The sequence below is a fragment of the Edaphobacter sp. FHG110511_03 genome, assembly GCF_059115365.1.
The window spans coordinates 1,759,489-1,783,000 of sequence record NZ_JBZYWL010000001.1 but is presented as its reverse complement, the minus strand read 5'-3'; the positions used below and the strand labels follow the sequence as shown (position 1 = coordinate 1,783,000).

Genomic DNA, 23,512 nt, shown 5'->3' with positions numbered 1-23,512 from the left:
GTGGTGCGTTATGCGCTGGTCGATCAGTCGGCCTGGTGCTCCTCAGGCTGAGAAAACCGTTGAATCTACTGATGAAGCGATCCGCCGTACTCTGATCTTGTCCCGCGTCGAAGACCTTGTTGCGTGGGGACGCAAGAACTCCGTCTGGCCCTTCAACTTTGGTCTCTCCTGTTGTTTTGTAGAGATGGCTACGAGCATTACCAGCAAATATGACATCTCGAGGTTCGGCGCTGAAGTGATACGCGGCACACCGCGTGAAGCGGACCTCATGGTGATCGCCGGTACGGTCTTTATCAAGATGGCTCCTGTCATCCAACGCCTTTATGAACAGATGATGGAGCCGCGCTGGGTGATCTCCATGGGCTCGTGTGCGAATTCAGGCGGCATGTATGACATCTACAGCGTTGTGCAGGGGGTGGATAAATTTCTGCCCGTAGACGTATATGTGCCTGGCTGTCCGCCTCGTCCGGATGCATTTCTCGAAGGTGTTTTGTTGTTGCGTGATGCTGTAGGAAAAGAAAAGCGGCCGCTGAGTTGGGTGATTGGGCCGCAGGGCGTGGAACGGCCTGAGATGCCTTCGATGCGAGACCAGAAGCGACCTCAGCGGCAGTTGCTGACCGTGCTCAGGACTCCCGATAGCGTTTAGTGGCACCGGTGGTGTTGTATGGCGAGCGGTCTTATCCTCGATCAGGAACTACGGCATGAATTGGGTGTTCCCAGTGTGCCTCAGTCAACCTGCGATGATATCCCTACATTCTGGATTTCGAAGGATGACATTCACGAAGCGGTGCGCTCGCTTCGCTCCGCCCCCGACCCATATGCGATGCTGTATGATCTGACGGCGATCGACGAGCGCGGACGTGCGCACCGCAAGGATCAACCGCCGAGCGACTTCTCGGTGGTCTACCACCTCTACTCGTTTGAGCGAAATGCGTATGTCCGGCTAAAGGTCGCGCTCAACGAAGGCCAAATCGCACTGCCGACGATCACCGACATTTGCCCTGCGGCCAACTGGTATGAGCGCGAGGTGTGGGACATGTTCGGCATCGTCTTTGAACGGCATCCACATTTGGTGCGTATTCTCATGCCGCGGACATGGTCGGGACATCCTTTGCGCAAGGACCATCCAGCCCGTGCGACGGAGATGGGGCCTTTCCGTCTTTCTGAAGAAAAGGAGGACGTCGAACAGGAGGCGTTGCAGTTCCATCCTGAAGAGTGGGGCATGTCGCGGGAGCATGACGGTCTGGACTTTCTCTTCTTGAACGTAGGGCCGCAGCATCCGGGTACACATGGCGTTCTGCGCATCGCTCTCCAGCTTGATGGCGAAGTCATCGTCGATGCCGTGCCAGACATAGGATTTCATCATCGCGGCGCAGAGAAGATGGGCGAGCGCCAGACTTGGCACACCTATATCCCTTACACCGACCGGGTGGACTATTTGGGCGGTGTGATGAATAACCTCGCCTACCTGACAGCAGTCGAAAAACTCGCAGGCATTACGGTGCCGCCACGGGGTCAGATGATTCGCGTGATGATGGTAGAGCTCTTTCGCATCATCAGCCATCTGGTCTGGTACGGCACCTTCGCACAGGATCTCGGCCAAATGTCGCCGGTGTTTTATCTCTTCAATGACCGCGAACGAGCCTTTGGCATCGTCCAAGCGATCTGCGGCGCGCGCATGCATCCGAACTGGTTTCGCATCGGCGGTGTTGCACAAGACCTCCCGAATGGGTGGGACGGACTATTCCGTGAATTCCTGCAATACCTACCAAGCCGGCTCGATGAATACGATCGCACCGTCATGCACAACGGCCTTTTCAAGGCGCGCACAAAGGGGGTCGGCGGCTGCACAGTTCGTGAAGCGATAGATTGGGGCGTGACGGGCCCAAACCTGCGCGCCTGCGGACTCGAATGGGATTTTCGAAAGAAGCAGCCTTACGCCTGTTACAGCCAACTCGACTTTGATATACCAGTGGGTCGTTCTGGCGATTGTTATGACCGCGCAGTGGTACACATTGAGGAGATGCGTCAGAGTCTTCGCATCATCCAGCAGTGTGTCGACGACATGCCGGGAGGCCTATATAACGCAGAGCATCCCCTTACTACGCCGCCACCCAAGGCACGTACCATGCAAGACATCGAGACACTGATCCATCATTTTCTTGGCGTGAGCTGGGGTCCAGTCATTCCAGCGGGGGAAGCGATGACCGCAATCGAAGGAACCAAAGGCAATAACGGTTACTACCTGATCAGCGACGGAGGCACTGGCTCGTACAGGACGCGCATCCGCACACCGTCATTCCCGCATATGCAGATGCTTCCGGTGCTTTGCCGGGGACTTATGATTCCAGACCTGCTGGCGATTCTTGGAAGTCTGGACTATGTACTCGCCGATATCGACCGGTAATACGGAGTAGGAAGTGAAGCGATGCTGACCACCGAGGAACGAACAGCGATTGAGACGAAGCTTGCGGACTATCCGAACAAGCAGGCCATGAGCATTGAGGCTATGCTGCTTGTCCAGCGACATCGCGGATGGGTCTCGGAGGAAAGCTTGCGCGACATCTCGGAGCTTCTTGGGCTTTCAGTTGCTGATCTGGATGGGGTCGCGACGTTTTACAACCTGATTCGGCGCAAACCTGTGGGGCGGCATGTCGCGCTGGTTTGCGACAGTGTCTCATGTTGGATCATGGGCTGTGAGCGCGTGACTGATCATCTTTGCAGCAGCCTGGGTACAACGCTCGGTGGGACGACAGCAGACGGACGCTTCACCCTGTTGCCCATCGTCTGCCTGGGTGCGTGTGATCACGCACCCGCCATGATGGTCGACGGGAAGTTGTACGAAGATCTTGACGAGCAGCGGATCGAGGAAGTCGTAGCACAGTACGAGTAGGTGTTCTATGGAGAAACCACTGACTGGTAACTTCCGAACCGACGGAGAGGCAGTACGCCTCAAAGAATATGAACTCAGTGGAGGGTATCAAGGCCTTCGCAAAGCGCTTCTCAAAACGCCAGCTGAGGTCACCGACTCGGTGAAGCAGTCGAAGCTTCGCGGGCGGGGAGGTGCGGGTTTTCTCACCGCCATGAAGTGGAGCTTCGTACCCATTGGAAAAGAAGCACCTCATCCGAAGTATCTGGTTGCAAATGCCGACGAGATGGAGCCAGGCACGTTCAAAGATCGCGCGCTGATGGAACGCGATCCGCATCAGTTGATCGAGGGCATGATCGTCGCCGCCTATGCGATCGAGGCCGACCTCGGTTATATCTTTCTGCGGGGAGAGTACGAGCGGTGCTACGAGCGCCTTGCCCGGGCGATCGTCGAGGCGCAAGCGAGCAACTACCTCGGGCGCAACATCCTTGGGTCGGGCTATAGCTTCGAGATTCATCTTCACGCCAGCGCTGGCCGCTACATCTGTGGCGAGGAGACCGCACTGCTCAATGCGCTCGAAGGCAAGCGGGCGCACCCGAGAACGAAGCCTCCATTCCCACAGATCTCAGGACTCTGGGGAAAACCGACCATCGTCCAGAACGTAGAGACGCTTTGCAACGTTCATCACATCGTGAACCATGGGGCCGGTTGGTTCCGAGACCTGAGTCGCACCGAAGACGGTGGTACGAAGCTCTATGGCGTCAGTGGCAAAGTCAAACGGCCGGGCCTCTGGGAGCTTCCAATGGGGACTCCGATGCGGGAGATCCTTGAGGATTATGCAGGGGGAATGCGCGATGGCTTGCACTTTCGCGGGGCCTTGCCCGGCGGAGCGTCTACGGACTTTCTGGTGGAGGAACACCTAGACACCCCCATGGACTATGACAGTGTGCAGAAAGCGGGAAGCCGGTTAGGCACCGGAACGATGGTTGTGCTGGATGACCAGACGTGTCCGGTAGGCATGGTCTGGAACCTCGAGCATTTCTTCGCGCAGGAATCGTGCGGCTGGTGCACGCCATGCTGGAGCGGGCTGGCGTGGACGGAAAAAATTCTGTTGGCGATGGAACAAGGCAAGGGCAGCGCTTGCGATCTCGAAACGCTAAGGTTCCAGACGAGATTTCTTGCTCCTGGCAATACATTCTGCGCTTTTGCTCCCGGAGCAATGGAACCACTTCAGAGCGCGCTGAAATACTTCGCCGATGATTTCCGTCGGCACGTCGATGAACACCGGTGTCCTTGGAGGACATGACCGTGGCGACTATTTTGATCGACAATGAACCCGGGCAGGCCAACCACAAACAGAACCTCCTTCACGCCTGCCTTTCGCTGGGCTATGACCTGCCCTATTTCTGTTGGCATCCAGCGCTAGGATCGGTGGGGGCGTGCCGCCAGTGTGCAGTCAAACAATTCCGCGATGAGCACGACACCACAGGAAAACTCGTGATGGCCTGCATGACGCCGGTCGCAGAAAATACTCGTATCTCGATTGTCGATCCTGAAGCCGTAGCTTTTCGGGCGGCGGTAATTCAGGGCTTGATGCAGAACCATCCGCACGACTGCCCGGTCTGTGACGAAGGCGGCGAGTGCCATCTTCAAGACATGACTGTGATGACCGGTCACCGACTGCGCGGTTATAGCTTTGGTAAAAGAACGTTTCGCAATCAGTATCTCGGCCCGCTGGTGAATCATGAGATGAACCGCTGCATTCAGTGCCAGCGCTGCGTACGTTTTTATCGCGAATACGCGGGCGGGCATGATCTGAATGCCTTTCACCTGCGCGACTCCATCTACTATGGCCGGCACGAAAACGGCGTTTTAGAGAGCGAATTCAGCGGCAATCTGGTGGAGATCTGCCCTACAGGTGTCTTCACGGATGCGACTCTCAAGCGTCACTACACGCGCAAATGGGACCTTCAGATGGCACCTTCGATCTGCGTACTTTGCGGACTGGGTTGCACCACTACAGCCGGCGAGCGATACGGCACGCTTCGCCGCGTAGTGAATCGCTACAACCACGAGGTGAATGGCTATTTTCTTTGTGATCGCGGACGGTTCGGCTATGAATTCGTCGAGAGCAGTTTGCGCATTCGCCACCCACTCGTGGACGGGAAAGCAGCCACAAAGGACGAGGCATTGGAACGATTTGCCGCCGTCCTTCGCGAAGGCAATGTAATCGGCATCGGGTCGCCACGAGCCTCTTTGGAAGCCAATTTTGCGCTGCGTGGACTCGTCGGCCCAGATCGTTTCTTCGCCGGAGTCCCCGACGAAGAAACGCATTTGTTCTCGGCCATGATCCGTATCCTGCGTGAGGGTGCGGCGCGGTCTCCCTCGCTCAATGAAGTGGAGCATTCGGATGCCGTGTTAGTTCTTGGCGAGGATTTAACTAATGTTGCGCCGATCATGGCCCTGCGGCTGCGCCAGTCCGTGCGTCAAGCTCCCATGCGGATCGCCGCAGGTCTACACATCCCTGAATGGCTGGACCACGCGGTACGAGAGGTGGTGCAGGACGCGAAGGGGCCGCTCTTCATTGCCTCTCCTTATGCAACAAAGCTTGATGACATCGCGACAGCTACCTATCACGCCGCGCCGGACGATCTGGCGCGGCTGGGCTTCGCCATCGCACATGCGATCGATGTTTCCGCGCCAGCGGTGACAGGGCTTTCGCCAGAGCTGGAAGCAATGGCCGCTGATATCGCTGCAGCGTTGCTGGGAGCTCAACGTCCTCTGGTAGTCTCCGGTGCAAGCTGCCGCAGTCAAAGTGTCATTAAAGCTGCGGCACAGATTAGCTGGGCTCTCTGCAAAGTAGGGCTACCGGCAAGCCTCAGCTTCACCACGCCGGAGTGCAATAGCTTCGGCCTCTCGTTGCTGGAGCCCCACCCGCTTTCCGAGGCGTTCCGGACGATCAAGAGCGAACCGGCAGGTACGTTGATCGTCCTTGAAAACAATTTATTCCGCCGTGCCTCTGCAAACGAGTTAGCGTCGTTATTGCATGGCGTCCGGCATCTGGTCGTGCTCGATCATCTTGTTAACGCCACGACGGAAGCAGCAGAACTTGTGCTGTCCGCTGGCACGTTTGCCGAATCGGATGGCACACTCGTGAACAGCGAAGGACGTGCGCAACGATTCTTCCAGGCTCTCGACCCCAGCACCGACGTGCAGGCAAGTTGGCGATGGTTGCGTGAGGGCTCCGTGGCAGCGGGTTATAGGAGCGAGACACAATGGGATGGCCTTGACGACCTCACATCAGCGATGGCTGCAGAGATACCGGCATTCAGAACTCTCCCGAAGGTCGCTCCCCCACGAAGCGCTGTTGGCAAGGTCGCTCGCGAACCGAGCCGGTACAGCGGCCGCACAGCGATGCTCGCCAACATCAGCGTGCACGAGCCCAGGCCGCCCAACGATCCCGATTCCGCACTGGCCTTCTCGATGGAATCTGGTCCGGAATCGGTCCCGTCTTCGTTGCGTCCTTTCTTCTGGGCGCCCGGATGGAACTCTGTGCAGGCGGTTAACAAATTTCAAAGCGAGATTGGGGGACCACTACGCGGTGGCGATTCTGGAGTTCGTTTGCTCGAACCGTCGCAGGAATCAGGTTGGCAGTACTTCTCTACAATTCCTCCTGGTTTCAAATTGCAGTCCGGAAAATGGCTTATCATTCCTATCTTTCAGATCTTCGGTTCGGAGGAGCTCAGCCGGCACGCGCAGGGTATCTCGCAACTATTGCCGCGCCCCTGTCTCGCATTAAACCCAGTGGAAGCTTCGTGGGTGGGCGTGAAGGCGGGCGAGCTGATCAAGATAGTCGTTGAAGACTCCCAATTAGAACTCGAGGTCATGTTGCGCGCCGACCTACCTCGCGGTCTAGCCGGCCTGCCTGCAGGTCTGCCTGCGTTTGACGGGGTACAACTCCCCGCCTTCTGCAAGCTCGCCTCCGTTGGAGCTGAACTCTCGTCGAGAGGTGTTCTATGAGATCGAGCCTCTTTCCTCTGGTGATCATCGTCGTGGTGTTATTCGTAGTACTTAATTTGTCAGCCGGGTTGATTTGGGTCGAACGTCGTCTGCTTGCACTGTGGCAAGACCGGTATGGTCCAAACCGCGTCGGGCCTTTCGGTCTGGGACAGATCGTTGCAGACTCGATCAAGCTCTTTACCAAGGAAGACTGGGTTCCACCTTTCGCCGACAAGCCAGTCTTTATCCTTGCACCTGCGATTGTTGTGGCTACCGCGCTGATATCGTTCGCAGTCGTACCGTTTGCTCCGGGATTCGTGATCGCCGATCTCAATATCGGCGTTCTCTTCCTTCTGGCGATGTCATCACTGGGCGTTTACAGCGTGGTCCTCGCGGGTTGGTCTTCCAATAACAAATACTCGCTTCTCGGAGGAATCCGTGCCGCTGCGCAGATGATGAGCTATGAAGTCTTCATGGGGCTGTCGCTCCTTGGCGCCGTCATGCTGGCCGGCTCATTCCGTCTTACCGACATCGTCGAAGCGCAGCGGGGACTGTGGTTCGTGGTTCCTCAATTCCTCGCCTTCATCCTGTTTCTCATCGCGGGCGTTGCCGAAACGCGGAGGCTGCCCTTTGACCTTGCCGAAGCGGAGAGCGAATTGGTTGCGGGCTTTCACTCGGAATATTCAGGGATGAAGTTCGGGATGTTTTTCGTCGGCGAATACATTGGTGTCATCCTCGTCTCGGCAACGATTACTTTGTTGTTTTTTGGCGGTTGGCTTGGCCCCTGGCTTCCTCCGGCAGTCTGGTTTGCCGTGAAGACGATGTTTTTTATCTGCTTATTCATCCTGTTTCGTGCGGCGCTTCCCCGGCCGCGGTTTGATCAGCTCATGTCCTGGGGCTGGAAGGTGATGCTGCCCCTCACATTGGTGAATCTTCTGGTGACGGGAGCTATCGTGTTGGTCCGTAGCTGAAGGGAGGCGTTTTGTGCTCAGCCTGGTGCGCTCTCTGTGGGAGGTCTTCCGGCACACATTTGCACGGCGTGTCACCGTTCAGTATCCCGAACAAAAAGCTTATCTCGCGCCTCGATACAGGGGACGAATTGTTCTCACCCGCGACCCCGACGGCGGAGAACGTTGCGTCGCCTGCAACCTTTGTGCCGTGGCATGTCCTGTGGCGTGCATCTCGCTCCAGGCAACTGAAGATGAGCATGGGAGAAGATATCCGGAGTTTTTCCGCATCAATTTTTCTCGCTGCATATTTTGTGGTTACTGCGAAGAAGCGTGCCCCACATATGCCATTCAGTTGACTCCCGATACGGAGATGGGCGAGTACAAGCGACAAAATCTTGTGTATGAGAAAGCAGATCTGATGATCGACGGTCCTGGAAAGTATCCCGACTACAACTTCTGGCGCGTCGCCGGAGTTGCTATCGGCGGTAAGGACAAGGGGCAGGCGGAGAACGAACTGGCGCCTGTCGATATCCACAATCTGATGCCTTGAGAAGACGCCATGGCCTTACTCTTCTATCTCGCAGGATTTCTCGCCATCGTCGCTACACTTCTTGCCATCACGCAGCGTCATGCAGTTCACGCGCTGCTTTATCTCATCGTGTCGTTACTGGCTGTCGCAGTGGATTTCTATGCGCTGGGAGCGCCGTTTGTAGCGGCGCTCGAAATCATGATCTATGCGGGAGCCATCATGGTGCTCTTCGTCTTTGTCGTCATGATGCTCAATCTGGCAGAGCACGCAATGGAGGTAGAACGTGAGTGGCTGAAGCCAAAGAACTGGTTCTGGCCCACTCTTCTTGCCCTGATTCTGTTGGGAGAACTGGTTTACTGCACCGTCACATCGCCCATCACGACTTCTCTCGCGAACGCCGTGAGTCCAAAGCAGGTTGGCATATCGCTCTTCAGTGAGTACTGGATTGGAGTGGAACTCGCGTCGTTGTTGCTGATGGCGGGATTGGTCGGTGCATTTCATATGGGACGCCATGCCATTGCGGGAGAGGAGAGAAAATATGTCACCGATACCGATGCAGCACGCACTGATTCTCGCGGCGATCTTGTTCATACTGGGTCTCGCGGGACTTCTCACGCGGCGTAACCTTATCTTCACGCTCATGTGCATTGAGATCATGCTCAACGCAAGTGGTCTGGCATTCGTCGCGGCAGGGTCGCGGTGGGCACAGCCAGACGGCCAGGTTATGTTCCTATTCATTCTCGCCATGGCGGCCTCCGAGGTGTCGGTCGGACTGGCATTCGTACTCCTCTACCACAAGCGGCAACTCGCTTTGGATGTGGACGCTGCCAACGAGTTGAAAGGTTGATATGTTCCAACTGCTATGGCTTATCGTGACTATCCCATTCGCTAGTGCTGCCTTGCTCGCCCTATTCGGTTCCCGCCTGCCACGCCGTGCGGTCGCAGTCATGGGCGCCGGTTCTATCGGACTTATTGCGGTCGTTACCTTACTAGTTGGCGCCGAGTTCATCTCATCTCCGCCCGCTGGCAACATTTATGTACAGCACTTGTGGACGTGGATGGAAAGCGGCGGATTTCAGCCTGAGATCGCCTTCTATCTCGATCCGGTTTCCTTGATTATGTTGTTCGTAATTACCTTCGTCGGCTTCCTCATTCATCTCTACTCGGTTGAGTACATGCGCGACGATGAAGGGTACGCTCGATTCTTTGCCTACATGAATCTCTTTGTGGCGTCGATGCTCACCCTCGTGCTGGCGAATAACCTCCTGTTGCTCTATCTGGGATGGGAGGGCGTCGGACTCTGCAGCTTCCTGCTGATTGGCTTCTGGTATCGCGAGCCGCAGAACGTGCGTGCTGCCAGCAAGGCCTTTATCGTAACCCGCTGCGGCGATACTGCCTTCGCACTCGGACTGTTTCTCCTGTTCACCCGGCTGGGAACGCTGGACATCCAGCAAGTCATGCATCGAGCCGCAGCGCAGTGGAGCCCCGGCAGCAGCATTGCATTGATGGCAGCAGCGCTATTACTGGGCGGTGCGGTCGGTAAATCCGCGCAGTTACCCCTCCAGACCTGGTTGCCGGACGCCATGGCTGGTCCTACTCCCACCAGCGCGCTGATTCACGCCGCGACCATGGTGACTGCAGGCGTCTATCTGATTGCGCGCACGCATACGCTCTTCTCCCTGGCGCCCGTCGTTCAATTCGCAGTAGCAATCATTGGGACCGTCACCATGTTGCTTGCCGCCTTCAGTGCACTTGCCCAGCGCGACATGAAGCGAGTGCTGGCTTACTCCACGATAAGCCAGATCGGTTATATGTTCCTCGCGCTTGGATTGGGGGCGTGGTCGGCAGCCATGTTCCATCTCATGACCCATGCCTTCTTCAAGGCCCTTCTCTTTCTGGCTGCCGGAGTGGTCATCCATGCCGTGCATGAGCAGGACCTGTATCGTATGGGCGGACTCCGCTCCGAGTTGCGGCTTGTCTTCTGGTCATTCGTGATTGGCGGTTCGGCGCTGGCGGGCCTGCCACTTATCACTGCAGGATTCTTTAGCAAGGACCTCATCTTGTGGCAATCGTGGGCAGGCCCGAATGGAAATGCCTGGTTCTGGACCGCCGGCATGACCGGTGCTCTGCTCACATCGCTCTACACCTTCAGGATGATCCTGTTGGCCTTCTATGGTCCACAGCAGTCGCACGTTAGATCAAAGAGCGGTCTCGCGGTGTGCCTCTCGCTGACGGTGCTTTGCCTTCTGTCGCTTGTGGGCGGATATGTGGATACGCCGCCGCACTTTGGCGGATCCCCTGCATTCTCCAACTTCCTAAGCAGTGCATTGCCGCCGCTCGAAGAGGTGCACATAGGACCGATCACCGAGACCATCACCGCGCTCTGCGCGAGTACTGTATTTGCATTCGGCCTCGGCTTTGCATACCTGCTCTTTGGGCCGCAGCGTGCGCGACACCCCGTCACAAATATCTTCGAACAACTTTGGCTCGCCGGCTGGGGATTCGATTGGATGTACGACCGGTTGTTGGTCCGGCCGTTCCAGTGGCTCGTCCGCAAGTGCGCAAGCGATCCGGTGAACGTTCCGGTCAACGGCATAGCGCAGATGACCGTGCTGGGTTACCGTGCATTACGGTTGACACAAACCGGACGCCTGCGCTGGTACGCAACCGGTCTTGCAATGGGCACCGTCGTGATCCTGGCTATTGCATTGTTCACACGTTGAGGTGCTGGCATGATTCTTCCGAGTCTCATCGTGATTCTGATTGTCGGTGGCATCGCGTCCTGGATCGTTGCGCGTCGAAGCCCAGATGCAGCACGTTGGATTGCCCTCATGAGCGTGATGGTAGATCTGGCAATGTGCCTCGGAATTTGGATCGTGGAGCCAGGCCAGACACCGGAACGCTGGCTTATGGAATGTAACTTCGCCTGGATTCCGCAGTTCGGCATACGCTTTCATCTCGCTATCGACGGGCTAAGTCTGACATTGCTGCTGCTGACCTACTTTCTTGGCGTCATGGCGGTCCTCTCTTCATGGACCGAGATCCGGGAAAAAGTCGGCTTCTTCCACTTCAACCTGCTTTGGGTACTGGCCGGGATCACGGGCGTCTTTTTGGCTGTGGATCTCTTCGTCTTTTATTTGTTCTGGGAGTTGATGCTGGTGCCGATGTACTTCCTGATCGGCATATGGGGGCACGAACGACGCATCTACGCCGCGACAAAATTCTTCCTCTTTACCCAGTTGAGCGGTCTACTGATGTTGATTGCCATCGTTGCGCTCGCCGTTCTCCATCACCAGTCAACCGGTGTCTACACCTTCGACTATCAGCAGTTACTTCACACGTCGCTATCGCCCCGCGCGGCGCGCCTGCTGATGCTCGGATTTCTCATCGCCTTCGCCGTGAAGCTGCCTGCGCTCCCCTTCCACACCTGGCTTCCCGATGCACACACTGAAGCTCCCACCGCAGGTAGCGTCGTACTGGCAGGGCTCTTGCTGAAGACAGGAGCTTATGGCCTGATTCGTTTTGTGTTGCCGCTTTTTCCCGGCCCATCGCGTGAGTTGGCCCCCCTTATGATGACCATTGGAGTAATAGGAATTCTTTATGGTGCGGTGCTTGCCGTCGGCCAGACCGATCTCAAGCGCCTCGTTGCCTACACCAGCGTGAGCCATATGGGGTTTGTGCTGCTCGGTATCTTCGCCGGAAATCAAATCGCGCTGGAAGGCGCCGTGGTCCAGATGGTCAGCCATGGAATCAGTACCGGCGCCCTGTTCATCCTCGCGGGCCTGCTTCAGGAAAGACTGCACACGCGCGAGCTCTCACAGATGGGAGGCCTGTGGGAGACCATGCCAGCATTGAGCGGGGCAGGTCTTGTGTTCGCCATGGCCTCACTTGGGCTTCCAGGACTTGGGGACTTCGTGGGTGAATTTCTCGTCCTGCTAGGAACCTATCGGGCGAACGCTCGTCTCGCCATTTTCGCCACTCTGGGTCTTCTTGCTGCCACTCTCTACGGTTTGAGGTTTGCGCAAGGCGCGTTTCAAGGGCCCAACCGTCATCATTGGAAACTGCCGGATATGAGACCTCGCGAATGGGCAGTCCTTGGTCTGATGATGATCTGTCTTGTTTGGATAGGCCTCTATCCGCATCCGGTGCTGCACACCATACGCCCGGGCTTAGCTGCCGCGCAGCAAATCGCATTTTCACAGGAGATAGTCAGGAGATAGAGATGAGCCACGCTGACTTTGTCGCATTGTTTCCGCTGATGATAGTTTCGACGACCGCAGTTCTTTTAATGCTCTCAATTGCAATCCGGCGTAATCATAGGACTGCTGCCGCAATTTCGCTCATCGGCCTGGCCGCCGGACTCGGAAGCCTCCCCTTTGCATCGTCCGTCGCGCCGCAACAGGTCACTGGTTCCCTGATTCTCGATTCCTACTCATTTCTCTATATGGCGATCCTCCTTATCGCCTCAGTATTTGTATTCCTGTTCGCCTACGATTACTTGAATCGCCGTCAAGAACATCGTGAGGAGTTTTACCTCCTTGTACTCTTGGCAACCACAGGCGCAATGGTGCTTGCCGCCAGCGGTAATTTCGCTTCCTTCTTTCTTGGGCTGGAATTGTTGAGCGTGTCGCTCTACGCGTTGATCGCATACATTCGCACAGAACGAGTGGCTATCGAGGCGGGGATCAAGTATCTGGTTCTGGCCGCGTCGTCATCAGCCGTTCTGTTGTTCGGTCTTGCTCTCATTTATTCGGAATCAGGATCCATGAAGCTCTCCCAACTCACTGCGATAACTAGCTCAACCGGCCAGGCGAGCTCGGCTCTTCTTTTGACAGGCCTGATGCTCACTCTCACGGGGATCGGTTTCAAGCTCGCGGTTGTTCCGTTTCACCTCTGGACGCCGGACGTCTATGAGGGCGCGCCCTTGCCGGTCACTGCGTTCATCGCCACCGTATCAAAAGGTGGAATGTTTGCGCTGCTCCTGCGCTGGTTTTACTCGCAGGGAGAGGGACTGGCAGGAGCGCCGGGCCTGGTCCTCTCGATCATCGCTATAGCCTCCATGCTGACTGGCAATCTTCTTGCACTGCGACAAACCAACGTCAAGAGGATCCTTGCATACTCGTCCATTGCGCACATGGGCTATTTGCTGGTTGCGCTGCTCGCTGGTGGAACACTCGGCGCTCCGGCAGCCACCTATTACCTCATGTCCTACCTGGTGACCATCCTAGGAGCCTTCGGTACGATGACGATCCTCTCCGGCTCGCGATCGGAAGCTTCTTCGCTCAACAACTATCGAGGGCTCTTCTGGCGTAGACCGCTTGTCGCGTCCGCGTTCACCACCATGCTTCTCTCGCTCGCAGGAATGCCGCTCACCGCGGGATTCCTCGGCAAGTTCTATATCCTTACCGCCGGTGCTTCCCAATCTCAATGGGTACTTCTCTTTACTCTCGTCGTCAGCAGCACGATCGGTTTGTTTTACTATCTGCGCATCCTTGTCGTCATGTATGCCCAACCGGTAGAGCCTGCTACAGCAAAAGACTCCAGCACGCAGCCTCTGCCTCTTCCGGCGACTCTGGCGCTGGCGGCTCTTACTGGTCTCGTGTTCCTGCTTGGCATAGTTCCGACGCCTTTCTGGAACGTCATCGTGGCGGCGGCACACAACCTCAGCTAATCATGGAAGGATCAGCCAGCACCAGCCCAAAAAACAATCAACCGGAGTCAGAACGGTCTAGCAGGGATATTTCCCTTCGATGTAATGCTCGAGTTGTTCGATGGTATGATCCTGCGCGAAGGAGATCCACTGCACCAGGTCTCCAATCGAGATCACCCCCTGGACCTTGCCCTCGGAGACCACCGGAAGGTGGCGGATCCGATTCGTCGTGATCAGCCGCATGGCCTCATCCACAGAACACTCGGGGGTGATGGTAATCAGCGGCTCAGACATGATTTCGCGCACCGGGGTTTCCCTCGACGAACGCCCCTGAAGGATCACCTTTCGGGCATAATCCCTCTCCGAAACGAGGCCTCCCAGGTGCTCGCCATCCATAACCAGCAACGCACCCACGTCTTTGTCCGCCATCACCTTCATGGCATCATAGACAGTCGCATCAGAAGGTACACGCCATACCTCTGTACCCTTCTTCCGTAGAATCAAACACACCGGATCGAAGACTCTCATAGCAACTCCTGACACGCAGTTGCGTCATAGAGTGGCCTTCAAAAGGAGGAACGAGGCAGGCGCACCGAACACCAGTAGCTATGTGTCGGGGCTCTGGGTCGCGGCGCTCTCTACTGAAAGACAGAACCTTCGTAGTTTCACCCCGCACGACCCAATGAAGAAGACCGTCACTCGGTCCGAAATCATACGCCCAAATCTGGTTCTCTCGCTACTCGACCTCCACTATTACTTTGAACAGGTCGGTCCATCAGCTCTAAGACAAGACCGGCTTGGACTTGAAGATGCGCCGCGTCTCGCTATCCCTGTCATTTCTGTTCGATCAAGACCGCAGGTATGTTCATTATCGACGCGATTCATCGTGGCAACCTGAGCAGGATCTTTGGGTTCCGTCAAGGAATTCGCCGACGTCGCAGGGATTTCAGTTCCCATGCCCAATTGCGTTTATTGCGTGCGAGAACTGTTCTGCGTCAAGACCGGCCTTCTACCCAAGCCAGAGTCATAAATTTCTGATTTGCAAAAGGTTCTTTTGTGGCTAGTATATGACCGACGTGGGGGAACCCATGGCGAAGCCTTCTGTACTTGTTCAGATCGACGGTTTCGGCAGCACGCAGCGGCGCGATGCGTGGTGGGTTGAAGTTGTGCCGGTTGCCATGCTCCTGGGCGCGTTCGGCATCTACGCTACCCTCCGAGCCTTCGAAGGGAAGTTCTATGAGTGGGGCCCTTACATCTCTCCGTTTTATTCTCCGCTGATCGACCCTAACCACCACTGGTGGCGGTTTTCTCCGGCACTTTTGATTCTGGCGGGGCCGCTCGGATTCCGCACAACCTGCTACTACTATCGGAAGGCGTATTATCGCGCGTTCTTTTTGGATCCGCCGGCTTGCGCGGTAGGCGAAGGAAGCAAAGGGGCGTACCGCGGCGAGACTCGTTTTCCGTTTATTCTGCAAAACCTGCATCGCTGGTTCCTTTATCTTGCATTTGTATTTCTCGCGTTCCTGTGGTGGGACGCAATTCGCGCGTTCTTTTTCCCGGACGGATTTGGAATCGGAGTGGGCTCACTTGTCCTGCTGGCAAATATCGTCTTGCTGACCCTTTACACTTTTTCGTGCCACTCCCTGCGTCATCTAGCTGGAGGAAAGCTCGATTGCTTCTCTTGCACGTCGTTTGGTCCCACGCGTCACACTGCGTGGCGATGGCTCAGCAGTTTGAATGGACGCCACATGCTCTATGCATGGATGAGTCTCATTTCAGTGGGCCTGGCCGATCTCTACGTGCGCATGGTCTCCTCGGGTTTCTTAAAGGATATTCGCCTCCAGTGACTACCGCCTACGAAACCCACGAGCACGACGTACTCATCATCGGCGCGGGTGGCGCGGGCCTCAGGGCTGCGATCGAAGCTCTGGCCCAAGGCGTACGCGTCGGGGTCGTGTGCAAGTCGCTGCTTGGCAAAGCGCATACGGTTATGGCAGAAGGGGGGATCGCGGCTGCGATGGCGAATGTGGATACGTCGGATGACTGGCGTGCGCACTTTCGCGACACCATGCGCGGAGGGAAGCTCCTTAACAACTGGCGCATGGCCCAGCTTCATGCTCAGGAGGCCCCTGAACGCGTGCGAGAGCTGGAGCAATGGGGCGCCCTCTTCGATCGCACCGAGGATGGCGAGATTCTGCAACGCGCCTTCGGCGGCCACACCTTCAAACGACTGTGTCACGTCGGTGATCGCACCGGGTTGGAGATGATCCGCACGTTGCAGGATCGCGGTGTGCATATGGGCATCGACGTATATATGGAGTGCGCCATTACGCGACTGCTCAAGGATGGTGACCGCATCGCCGGCGCTTTCGGCTACTGGCGTGAGCAAGGCCGCTTCGTCATTTTCAAGGCCAAGTCTGTTGTCATTTGCACGGGTGGCATCGGCAAAGCCTGGAAGATCACTTCGAACTCCTGGGAGTACACAGGGGACGGTATGGCGCTCGCCTATGACGCCGGCGCCGATCTGACGGATATGGAGTTCGTCCAGTTTCATCCGACCGGGATGGTGTGGCCACCGGGCGTGCAAGGCATTCTGGTGACCGAAGCGGTGCGCGGCGAGGGTGGCGTTCTGCGCAACAAGAATGGGGAACGATTCATGGAGCGCTACGACCCCAAGAGGCTCGACCTTTCCACCCGAGACGTTGTCGCTCGTTCGATCTACACCGAAGTGCGTGAGGGGCGCGGCACCGAGCACGGGGGCGCGTTTCTCGATATCTCTCACAAGCCGGCCGAGTACGTAAAGCGAAAGCTGCCGAGCATGTATCACCAGTTTCTGGAACTGGCGGATGTGGACATCACGAAAGGCCCTATGGAGGTAGGCCCAACGTGTCACTACATGATGGGAGGTATCCGTGTGGATGCGGAGACGGCACAGAGTTCAATCTCGGGACTCTTTGCGGCAGGAGAAGCAGCCGCCGGTTTGCACGGTGCAAACCGGCTGGGTGGCAATTCACTTTCTGATCTGTTGGTTTTTGGCAGGCGAGCGGGACTGGCAGCCGCGGAACATGCCAAACGAAGCTCAGCCCCTGCGATCGATTCTTCGCAAATTGAGGATGCGGAACGACAGATGCTCTTGCCTTTTGAGCGCTCCGGCGGCGAAAGCCCTTACGCCATACATGCTGATTTGCAGGGCTTCATGCAACGTCTAGTTGGCATCTTTCGTAACGAAGAAGACTTGCGCGGGGCTCTATCGGAGATCGACAAACTGAAAGAGCGCACGGCTCGCGTATATGTGGAAGGCTCACGGCTCTTCAACCCGGGCTGGCATCTGGCGCAGGATCTGCAAAGCATGTTGACGGTCGCAGAAGCGGTCACACGCAGCGCGCTGGCGCGCCGCGAGAGCCGAGGCGCCCATAGTCGCATCGATTACCCCCATCTGGATGATGCCTGGGGGAAGATGCATAATGTCGTGGTGAAGAATGGGGACAACATGATGCTCTTCGAATCCCCCGTCCTAGATATGCCGGATGATCTGAAGCAATTGCTCCTAGAAGACAGTGGAGTTACCAAAGTAGGCTAAGTCATGGCTGAGGTGCCGTTGGCAGAGGCGACGTTACAGATCTTCCGGGGTGACCGGGAAGGTGGCGAAACCGTTGACTATCGAGTACCGCTCGTTCCGGGAATGGTGGTGCTCGACGCACTGCACTCAGTTCAAGCACACCATGCACCCGACCTCGCCGTTCGCTGGAATTGCAAGGCAGGTAAATGCGGCTCGTGCTCAGCTGAGGTCAACGGTCGTCCGCGGCTCACTTGCAAGACGCGCATGGACGCTCTTCCCCTTGACGAGCCCATCACGATCTTGCCCATGAAATCATTCCCGGTCATCAAGGATCTCGTGACCGATGTCTCCTGGAACTTCAAAGTGAATAAGAAGATCCCGCCTTTTCAGCCAAAACCATACGTTGAGTGGAAGATGTACCAGCGGGATGTGGATCGCGTCCAGGAGTTTCGCAAATGCATCGAGTGCTTTCTTTGCCAGAATGTCTGCCACGTTCTTCGCGAGCACGACAAACAGGAAGAGTTTGGCGGTCCCCGCTTCTTCGTACGTACGGCTTCGCTTGACATGCATCCGCTGGACGGCATCTCGCGGGCAAATGTGCTGAAGGAGCAGCTGGGCCTGGGCCTCTGCAACATCACCAAGTGCTGCACTGAGGTGTGCCCCGAAGATATTCACATCACCGACAACGCCATCATCCCGCTCAAGGAGCGGGTAGTCGATGAATACTATGATCCACTGCTCATGCTAGTCCGCAAGATCCGGAGCGCCGGAAAAGCCTAGCAGTAAAGGAGGCGCCATGACATACGAACTGAAACGCATCTCAACCGCGGGCATCACCGAGGCCCTCGCAAAGGCGCAACTCTACCGCAGCCTAAACGAACCGGAAGAAGCAGAGTCGATCTGTCGCGATATCCTGGCCATCGAACCGCAGCATCAACTTGCATTGCGGTTACTCGGACTCGCGCTCACGGATCAGTTCGCGGGTGGTTCGTCCGATCGGGACCGCGAGGCGGAACAAACCTTTCTTCAGCTCAATGATCGCTACGAGCAGCTCTACTACACAGGGATTGCGTATGAACGGCGTGCGAAAGCGCAGCTCCGCGCCGGACAGCCACCTTATATGGTGCTGCCTCTCTTCGAGCACGCGATGCGCTCGCTTGGAGAGGCAGAAAAGGTCCGTCCCGCAGGAAACGACGATGCTATCCTTCGCTGGAATCGCTGTGTACGTTTGTTGCAAACCACGGCCTACGTATGGGAACAGGAACCCACCCCGTTCGAGGTGCAGGACGCACCTCCTACGTAGGCCGGCCTCAGTGACAGCCAATCAGGATTTTGAGGAGCGGCAAGAATGAATGCCCTTCAAGGGTTTCTGTTTCCTACCGGCTGCGGAGCCCGTTGTGGCCAACCACCAGCTAGCGACTTATAGAGAATGATTGCCGCGCTTGCGCTGTCAAGGTGGCTGGTTGCGTAGGCATCTTCCGATTGAAGCTGGACGCGTTGGGCGTCCAGAAGATCGAGCAGCCCGGTGGCTCCCTCTTTGAATCGAACATTTGCGAGGTCCGCGGCGCGTTTACTATCGAATGCAGCCTGACGAAGTTGGTCGCTTTGCTCCCGGGAGCGGGCATATCGTACGAGTGCGTTATCAACATCTTCAAGGGCCAACAAGACCGTCTGCTGGTATTGAGCGAGTTGGGCATCGCCGTCCGCTCGGCTGGCGGCGATCCTTGCACGCACTCTGCCTCGATCCAGGAACGACCAGTCGATGTTGAGCGCCGCCAGATTCGTCGGACTGACACCATCGAAAATCGTATCGGAATGGAATTGAGCTATCCCGAGAAGGCCGGCAAAGTTAACTCGAGGAAACAGGTCGGCAGTATTGATACCGATCTGTTCGGTTGCCGCATGGAGGCGCTCCTCGGAGGCATTTACATCGGGACGTCGCCGAACAAGATCCGCAGGCGTACCAGGGTCGATCCGCTCCGGAAGGTCCGGCAATGGCTTCTGCGCGTCAAGTTCGCTGACCAATGTATCGGGTGATTGACCGCACAAGACGGCTAAGCGATGTTCGTCGAGAGCGATCGCTGATAGCAAGCCGGGGATGCGAGCGGTCGTGCTTTCGTAGAGTGAGCGCGCTCGGGCGGTATCAAACTGCGTCCCTCGCCCCGCCGCATACGTCGCTTCAACCAGCTTGACCGTGCGTTGTTCATTGTCGGCATTCTGCTGGGCGACACGAAGCCGTTCCTGCTGTCCTCGAAGATCGATGTAGGTTGCAGCGAGTTCTCCTACAATCGCGACCTGCATTGCGGCGAGGTCATTGGCGGTTGCGAGTAATTGTTGGTGCTGCAGTTCCACGTTATGTCGAATGCGCCCGAAGAAGTCGAGCTCCCAGCTGGCGTTGATAGTGGAGTTGGAATATCGATAGTTCCTCGGGTAGCCGAATGCCTGGTTCGCAGCGAGCCTCTGGCGGCCCACGTCTTCGCTCGCGGTTACCGTGGGATAGCGATCGAACTTGCTCAAACGCCACAAGGCATTCGCAGCATCGTAGTGAGCAAGAGCAGATCGTAGATCGTTGTTGGCGGCCAAGGCGCGCTCTACGAGCGCTGTCATCTCTGGGTCCCGGAAGCTGTGCCAAAACTCCGCATCGGAAGTCGTGGCTTGGCCTGTAGCATCCGGTGAAATCCGCGTAGATGGCGCCGTGAACTGCGTAGGAAGCGCAACACTCGGACGCTGGTAGTGGGGGCCGACTGAGCAACCGACCGTGCCTACCGTGATGATCGCAGCGAAAAAAATGTTAGACAAGCGCATCGACGGTCTCCTCCTTTTCCTCATGGAGGGCCACTCCACTCCATTTGCGCAAGACGACATAAAACACAGGAGTCAGAAACAATCCAAACAGGGTGACGCCGAGCATTCCCGAAAACACCGTGATGCCAGTGGCCTTTCTTACCTCGCTCCCGGCCCCGTGTCCAAGAAGCAGCGGAACAGAGCCAGCGATGAAGGCGATCGAAGTCATGATGATGGGACGGAGGCGGAGGTGGCAGGCTTCAAGGGCGGCTTCGATCGTGCCCTTGCCATGGATTTCAAGTTCGCGGGCAAACTCGACGATGAGAATTGCGTTCTTACAGGCAAGTCCCATGAGCACCACCAAGCCTACCTGAACGAAGATGTTGTTGTCGCCGCCCGAAAGCCAAACCCCAAAGAGAGCAGCGAAGATGCAGACCGGAACGATCAGGATGACCGCCAGGGGGAGGGTCCAGCTCTCATATAGAGCAGCCAGAACGAGGAACACAAGCAGGATCGCCAGTGGGAAGACGACAGCTGCGGCGCCGCTCTGATTGGTCTGCTGATACGTGAGATCTGTCCACTCGAGAACCATACCGGGAGGAAGTACCTTTTTTGAGATCTCGGTGAGTTTCTCGACGACCTGTCCTGAAGAAAGAACTCGTGGGTCCGCGTCACCGATCAGGTCCGCGGCGGGGTAGTTGTTGTAACGCATCACGGGATCAGGGCCAAAGGTTTGAGTGATCGTCGCGACCGAACCGATCGGCACCATCTCTCCGCTGCCGTTACGCACGCGAAGATTGGTAATGTCTTCAGGGCGCTGGCGGTGTTGGCTGTCTGCCTGAACCATTACGCGGTAGACCCTGCCGAAGGTGTTGAAGTCATTGACATATACAGAGCCGAGATAGGTCTGAAGAGTGTCAAAGACATCCGTTAAGGCGATACCTTGCGCCTTCGCCTTTTCGCGGTCTACCTGCACTTCAAGCTGTCGAATATTCGATTGATAGGAAGATACCGGAAATGTCATACCGGGGGTCTGTGCCACGGTGGCCTGGAATGCGGAGACCGCATTCTGGAGAGCTCCGTAACCAAGACCTGCACGATCTTCGATGTAAAGCGAGTAGCCTGACCCGTTGCCGAGCCCTTGTATTGGTGGAGGCAACAAGGCGAAGGTGATGGCACCCGGAATTTGGGAGTACTTCTGGTTGATCTCACCTACGATCTGCTGCGCGGACTTATGGCGCTCCTCGAATCCCGTGAGGCGGATATACGACGTTGCGAGGTTGGGTGTGTTCGTAACCTGCAGCGCGTTATAGCCGGACATCGCAGGCAGCATATCGACTCCCTCTACCTCGTGAGCGGCATGGACCATCTGCTTCAGGACGGCGTCGGTACGAGCGAGCGAAGCCCCTTCCGGCAATTTCGCGCCGGCAAATAGGTAGAGCTTGTCCTGAGTCGGGATAAAGCCTCCAGGTACGCGATTGAACAGAAAGAAGATCGATCCGACGAGTACGGCATAGACGAGGAATACGAGGCCACGAGTATGGAAGCTTCGTCCAACGGTTCCTTGATAGGCAACGGAGCTCCGCTGAAAGAAGCGGTTGAAGGGGCGAAAGAACCAGCCAAGGCTGCGATCCATAGCCCGCGCAAACCAGTCCTTTGGCGTCCCATGGCCCTGAAGAAGCTTCGCAGCCAAAGCTGGAGAAAGGGTCAACGAGTTGATTGCAGAGATGACAGTCGATATCGCGATGGTCACTGCAAACTGCTTATAGAACTGGCCGGTGATACCCGTGAGGAATGCCATCGGAACGAAGACGGCACAGAGTACGAGAGCGATCGCGATGATTGGACCCGAAACCTCCTTCATGGCGCGATGGGCGGCGTCACGGGGGCTCAACCCGTGCTCGATGAACCTCTCAACGTTTTCGACTACCACGATGGCATCGTCCACCACGATGCCAATGGCAAGTACGAGTCCAAAGAGCGTCAGGGTATTGATGGAGTACCCCAGAACGTAGAGCCAGGAGAACGTACCAATGATTGAGACAGGTACGGCGACAAGAGGAATGATGGAGGCTCGCCACGTTTGCAGGAAGACGATGACGACAAGGACGACGAGGATAACCGCTTCGATCAATGTATGCTCGACAGCACGCACCGATTCGCGAACAAAGACGGTCGGGTCCCATACCATCTTGTATTCGACGCCAGGCGGAAACTGCTTAGAAAGCTCGTCGAATTTGGCGTAAACGGTCTTCGCCACTCCGAGCGCATTTGCGCCTGGCGAAAGAAAGATACCGATGATCGCTGTATCTCGTGTGTCGATATAGGTGTGGAGCGTATAGTCACTCGAGCCGAGTTCAATACGAGCTACATCCGACAGGTGCACAATCTGGCCATTCTGGCCGGACTTGAGAACAATATTTCCAAATTCTTCCGGGGTCGTCAGACGTCCGCGGACATTGATCGAGGTGAGAAAGTCAGGTTTGTTGGGCGACGGCTCCGCGCCAAGCTGACCAGCAGAGACCTGAACGTTCTGTTCTCTGATCGCATTGACGACATCGTCCGAGGTCATACTGCGAGAAGCCAAACGATTCGGGTCGAGCCAAATGCGCATGGCATAATCACCAGATCCGAGCAGTTGGACATCGCCGATACCCGTCAAACGCGATAATTCATCTTTGACATGAAGTACTCCGTAGTTACGGAGATAGAGTGAGTCAGCCTTGCCGTCTTTCGAGACAAGAGCAACGTACATTAGCGGAGTCGGTGACTGCTTTTGCGTTGTGACACCGAACTGTCTTACTTGATCGGGCAAGCGGGACAGGGCCTGGCTGACCCGGTTCTGTACGCGGACAGCTGCCGTGTCCGGATCCACATCCGAACGGAAGGTGACGATCACCTGGAGGCTGCCGTCAGACGCGGAGACCGACTTCATATACATGATGCCTTCGACGCCGTTGATGGCTTCTTCGAGTGGCTCTGCAACGGTCTCAGCAATCGCTTTCGGGTTCGCTCCCGGGTAGTTGGTGCGAACCACCACGCTGGGGGGCACAACCTCAGGATATTCGCCCGAAGGCAGAATAGGGATCGCGATCAGTCCTAGGCTGAAGATGATGACAGACAGCACAATCGCAAAGATAGGACGGTCAATAAAAAACTTTGAGAAATCCAT

19 protein-coding genes are annotated in these 23,512 nt (G+C 56.6%); 16 read left to right on the top strand and 3 right to left on the bottom strand.

The genetic code is table 11. The features are described from left to right. Window positions 1-10: 10 nt before the first annotated feature. The 12 genes from AC5S26_RS07220 to AC5S26_RS07165 are packed head-to-tail and all read left to right on the top strand — an operon-like array spanning window position 11 to window position 14,018. On the top strand, window positions 11-646 hold the full coding sequence (locus AC5S26_RS07220; protein WP_494184175.1) for a NuoB/complex I 20 kDa subunit family protein: 636 nt from the start codon (window positions 11-13) through the stop codon (window positions 644-646). Window positions 647-664: 18 nt separating this feature from the next. After that, entirely contained in the window at window positions 665-2,407 is a 1,743-nt protein-coding gene (nuoC, locus tag AC5S26_RS07215) for an NADH-quinone oxidoreductase subunit C/D (protein WP_494184174.1), read from the top strand. Between the two features lie 21 nt (window positions 2,408-2,428). Continuing rightward, complete coding sequence (gene nuoE / locus AC5S26_RS07210; protein WP_494184173.1) at window positions 2,429-2,893, top strand: NADH-quinone oxidoreductase subunit NuoE; 465 nt, start codon at window positions 2,429-2,431, stop codon at window positions 2,891-2,893. Between the two features lie 7 nt (window positions 2,894-2,900). Then, window positions 2,901-4,175 carry an NADH-quinone oxidoreductase subunit NuoF gene (nuoF, locus tag AC5S26_RS07205; protein ID WP_494184172.1) on the top strand — a complete coding sequence of 425 codons (1,275 nt, stop codon included), beginning with the start codon at window positions 2,901-2,903 and terminating at the stop codon, window positions 4,173-4,175. Further along, complete coding sequence (gene nuoG / locus AC5S26_RS07200) at window positions 4,172-6,889, top strand: NADH-quinone oxidoreductase subunit NuoG (protein WP_494184171.1); 2,718 nt, start codon at window positions 4,172-4,174, stop codon at window positions 6,887-6,889. Before nuoF ends, nuoG begins: the two co-directional genes overlap by 4 nt. Next, complete coding sequence (gene nuoH / locus AC5S26_RS07195) at window positions 6,886-7,839, top strand: NADH-quinone oxidoreductase subunit NuoH (RefSeq protein WP_494184170.1); 954 nt, start codon at window positions 6,886-6,888, stop codon at window positions 7,837-7,839. Before nuoG ends, nuoH begins: the two co-directional genes overlap by 4 nt. Before the next feature lie 13 nt (window positions 7,840-7,852). After that, on the top strand, window positions 7,853-8,368 hold the full coding sequence (gene nuoI / locus AC5S26_RS07190) for an NADH-quinone oxidoreductase subunit NuoI (protein WP_494184169.1): 516 nt from the start codon (window positions 7,853-7,855) through the stop codon (window positions 8,366-8,368). Between the two features lie 9 nt (window positions 8,369-8,377). Continuing rightward, a complete protein-coding gene (gene nuoJ / locus AC5S26_RS07185; protein ID WP_494184168.1) occupies window positions 8,378-8,971 on the top strand; it encodes an NADH-quinone oxidoreductase subunit J in 594 nt (197 codons plus the stop codon). After that, window positions 8,859-9,194 carry an NADH-quinone oxidoreductase subunit NuoK gene (nuoK, locus tag AC5S26_RS07180; protein ID WP_494184167.1) on the top strand — a complete coding sequence of 112 codons (336 nt, stop codon included), beginning with the start codon at window positions 8,859-8,861 and terminating at the stop codon, window positions 9,192-9,194. Before nuoJ ends, nuoK begins: the two co-directional genes overlap by 113 nt. Window position 9,195: 1 nt before the next feature. Then, complete coding sequence (gene nuoL, locus AC5S26_RS07175; RefSeq protein WP_494184166.1) at window positions 9,196-11,070, top strand: NADH-quinone oxidoreductase subunit L; 1,875 nt, start codon at window positions 9,196-9,198, stop codon at window positions 11,068-11,070. A gap of 9 nt (window positions 11,071-11,079) precedes the next feature. Next, complete coding sequence (nuoM, locus tag AC5S26_RS07170) at window positions 11,080-12,567, top strand: NADH-quinone oxidoreductase subunit M (protein ID WP_494184165.1); 1,488 nt, start codon at window positions 11,080-11,082, stop codon at window positions 12,565-12,567. A 2-nt stretch (window positions 12,568-12,569) separates the two neighbouring features. Then, window positions 12,570-14,018 (top strand): NADH-quinone oxidoreductase subunit N, encoded by a 1,449-nt coding sequence (locus AC5S26_RS07165; RefSeq protein ID WP_494184164.1) that lies wholly within the window; start codon window positions 12,570-12,572, stop codon window positions 14,016-14,018. 57 nt (window positions 14,019-14,075) lie between these two features. Here AC5S26_RS07165 and AC5S26_RS07160 read toward each other — a convergent pair whose 3' ends face one another. Then, window positions 14,076-14,525, bottom strand: coding sequence for a CBS domain-containing protein (locus AC5S26_RS07160; protein ID WP_494184163.1), 450 nt, complete (start codon window positions 14,523-14,525; stop codon window positions 14,076-14,078). Between the two features lie 560 nt (window positions 14,526-15,085). Between AC5S26_RS07160 and sdhC the strand changes: the two genes are divergently transcribed. From sdhC to AC5S26_RS07140, 4 genes are read left to right on the top strand one after another with little or no spacing between them, the layout of a single operon-like run. Beyond that, window positions 15,086-15,844: a succinate dehydrogenase subunit SdhC gene (sdhC, locus tag AC5S26_RS07155; RefSeq protein WP_494184162.1), complete on the top strand. Its 759-nt coding sequence runs from the start codon at window positions 15,086-15,088 to the stop codon at window positions 15,842-15,844. Further along, window positions 15,841-17,577 carry an FAD-binding protein gene (locus tag AC5S26_RS07150; RefSeq protein WP_494184161.1) on the top strand — a complete coding sequence of 579 codons (1,737 nt, stop codon included), beginning with the start codon at window positions 15,841-15,843 and terminating at the stop codon, window positions 17,575-17,577. Before sdhC ends, AC5S26_RS07150 begins: the two co-directional genes overlap by 4 nt. 3 nt (window positions 17,578-17,580) lie before the next feature. Then, window positions 17,581-18,336, top strand: coding sequence for a succinate dehydrogenase/fumarate reductase iron-sulfur subunit (locus AC5S26_RS07145; protein ID WP_494184160.1), 756 nt, complete (start codon window positions 17,581-17,583; stop codon window positions 18,334-18,336). Window positions 18,337-18,352: 16 nt separating this feature from the next. Further along, entirely contained in the window at window positions 18,353-18,859 is a 507-nt protein-coding gene (locus tag AC5S26_RS07140) for a hypothetical protein (protein ID WP_494184159.1), read from the top strand. Window positions 18,860-18,915: 56 nt separating this feature from the next. On the opposite strand, the gene AC5S26_RS07135 is transcribed toward AC5S26_RS07140, so the two are convergent. Both AC5S26_RS07135 and AC5S26_RS07130 read right to left on the bottom strand, forming a co-directional pair. Beyond that, entirely contained in the window at window positions 18,916-20,355 is a 1,440-nt protein-coding gene (locus AC5S26_RS07135; protein WP_494184158.1) for an efflux transporter outer membrane subunit, read from the bottom strand. Next, window positions 20,348-23,512 (bottom strand): efflux RND transporter permease subunit, encoded by a 3,165-nt coding sequence (locus tag AC5S26_RS07130; RefSeq protein ID WP_494184157.1) that lies wholly within the window; start codon window positions 23,510-23,512, stop codon window positions 20,348-20,350. The genes AC5S26_RS07135 and AC5S26_RS07130 overlap by 8 nt, the downstream gene beginning before the upstream one ends.

Excerpts from the sequence above, each read along its gene's own strand:
- AC5S26_RS07220 (WP_494184175.1), top strand. The coding sequence starts at position 11 with ATGCGCTGGTCGATCAGTCGGCCTGGTGCTCCTCAGGCTGAGAAAACC.
- nuoC (WP_494184174.1), top strand. The coding sequence starts at position 665 with ATGGCGAGCGGTCTTATCCTCGATCAGGAACTACGGCATGAATTGGGT.
- nuoE (WP_494184173.1), top strand. The coding sequence starts at position 2,429 with ATGCTGACCACCGAGGAACGAACAGCGATTGAGACGAAGCTTGCGGAC.
- nuoF (WP_494184172.1), top strand. The coding sequence starts at position 2,901 with ATGGAGAAACCACTGACTGGTAACTTCCGAACCGACGGAGAGGCAGTA.
- nuoG (WP_494184171.1), top strand. The coding sequence starts at position 4,172 with ATGACCGTGGCGACTATTTTGATCGACAATGAACCCGGGCAGGCCAAC.
- nuoH (WP_494184170.1), top strand. The coding sequence starts at position 6,886 with ATGAGATCGAGCCTCTTTCCTCTGGTGATCATCGTCGTGGTGTTATTC.
- nuoJ (WP_494184168.1), top strand. The coding sequence starts at position 8,378 with ATGGCCTTACTCTTCTATCTCGCAGGATTTCTCGCCATCGTCGCTACA.
- nuoK (WP_494184167.1), top strand. The coding sequence starts at position 8,859 with ATGCCATTGCGGGAGAGGAGAGAAAATATGTCACCGATACCGATGCAG.
- nuoL (WP_494184166.1), top strand. The coding sequence starts at position 9,196 with ATGTTCCAACTGCTATGGCTTATCGTGACTATCCCATTCGCTAGTGCT.
- nuoM (WP_494184165.1), top strand. The coding sequence starts at position 11,080 with ATGATTCTTCCGAGTCTCATCGTGATTCTGATTGTCGGTGGCATCGCG.
- AC5S26_RS07165 (WP_494184164.1), top strand. The coding sequence starts at position 12,570 with ATGAGCCACGCTGACTTTGTCGCATTGTTTCCGCTGATGATAGTTTCG.
- AC5S26_RS07160 (WP_494184163.1), bottom strand. The coding sequence starts at position 14,525 with ATGAGAGTCTTCGATCCGGTGTGTTTGATTCTACGGAAGAAGGGTACA.
- sdhC (WP_494184162.1), top strand. The coding sequence starts at position 15,086 with ATGGCGAAGCCTTCTGTACTTGTTCAGATCGACGGTTTCGGCAGCACG.
- AC5S26_RS07145 (WP_494184160.1), top strand. The coding sequence starts at position 17,581 with ATGGCTGAGGTGCCGTTGGCAGAGGCGACGTTACAGATCTTCCGGGGT.
- AC5S26_RS07140 (WP_494184159.1), top strand. The coding sequence starts at position 18,353 with ATGACATACGAACTGAAACGCATCTCAACCGCGGGCATCACCGAGGCC.
- AC5S26_RS07130 (WP_494184157.1), bottom strand. The coding sequence starts at position 23,512 with ATGGATTTCTCAAAGTTTTTTATTGACCGTCCTATCTTTGCGATTGTG.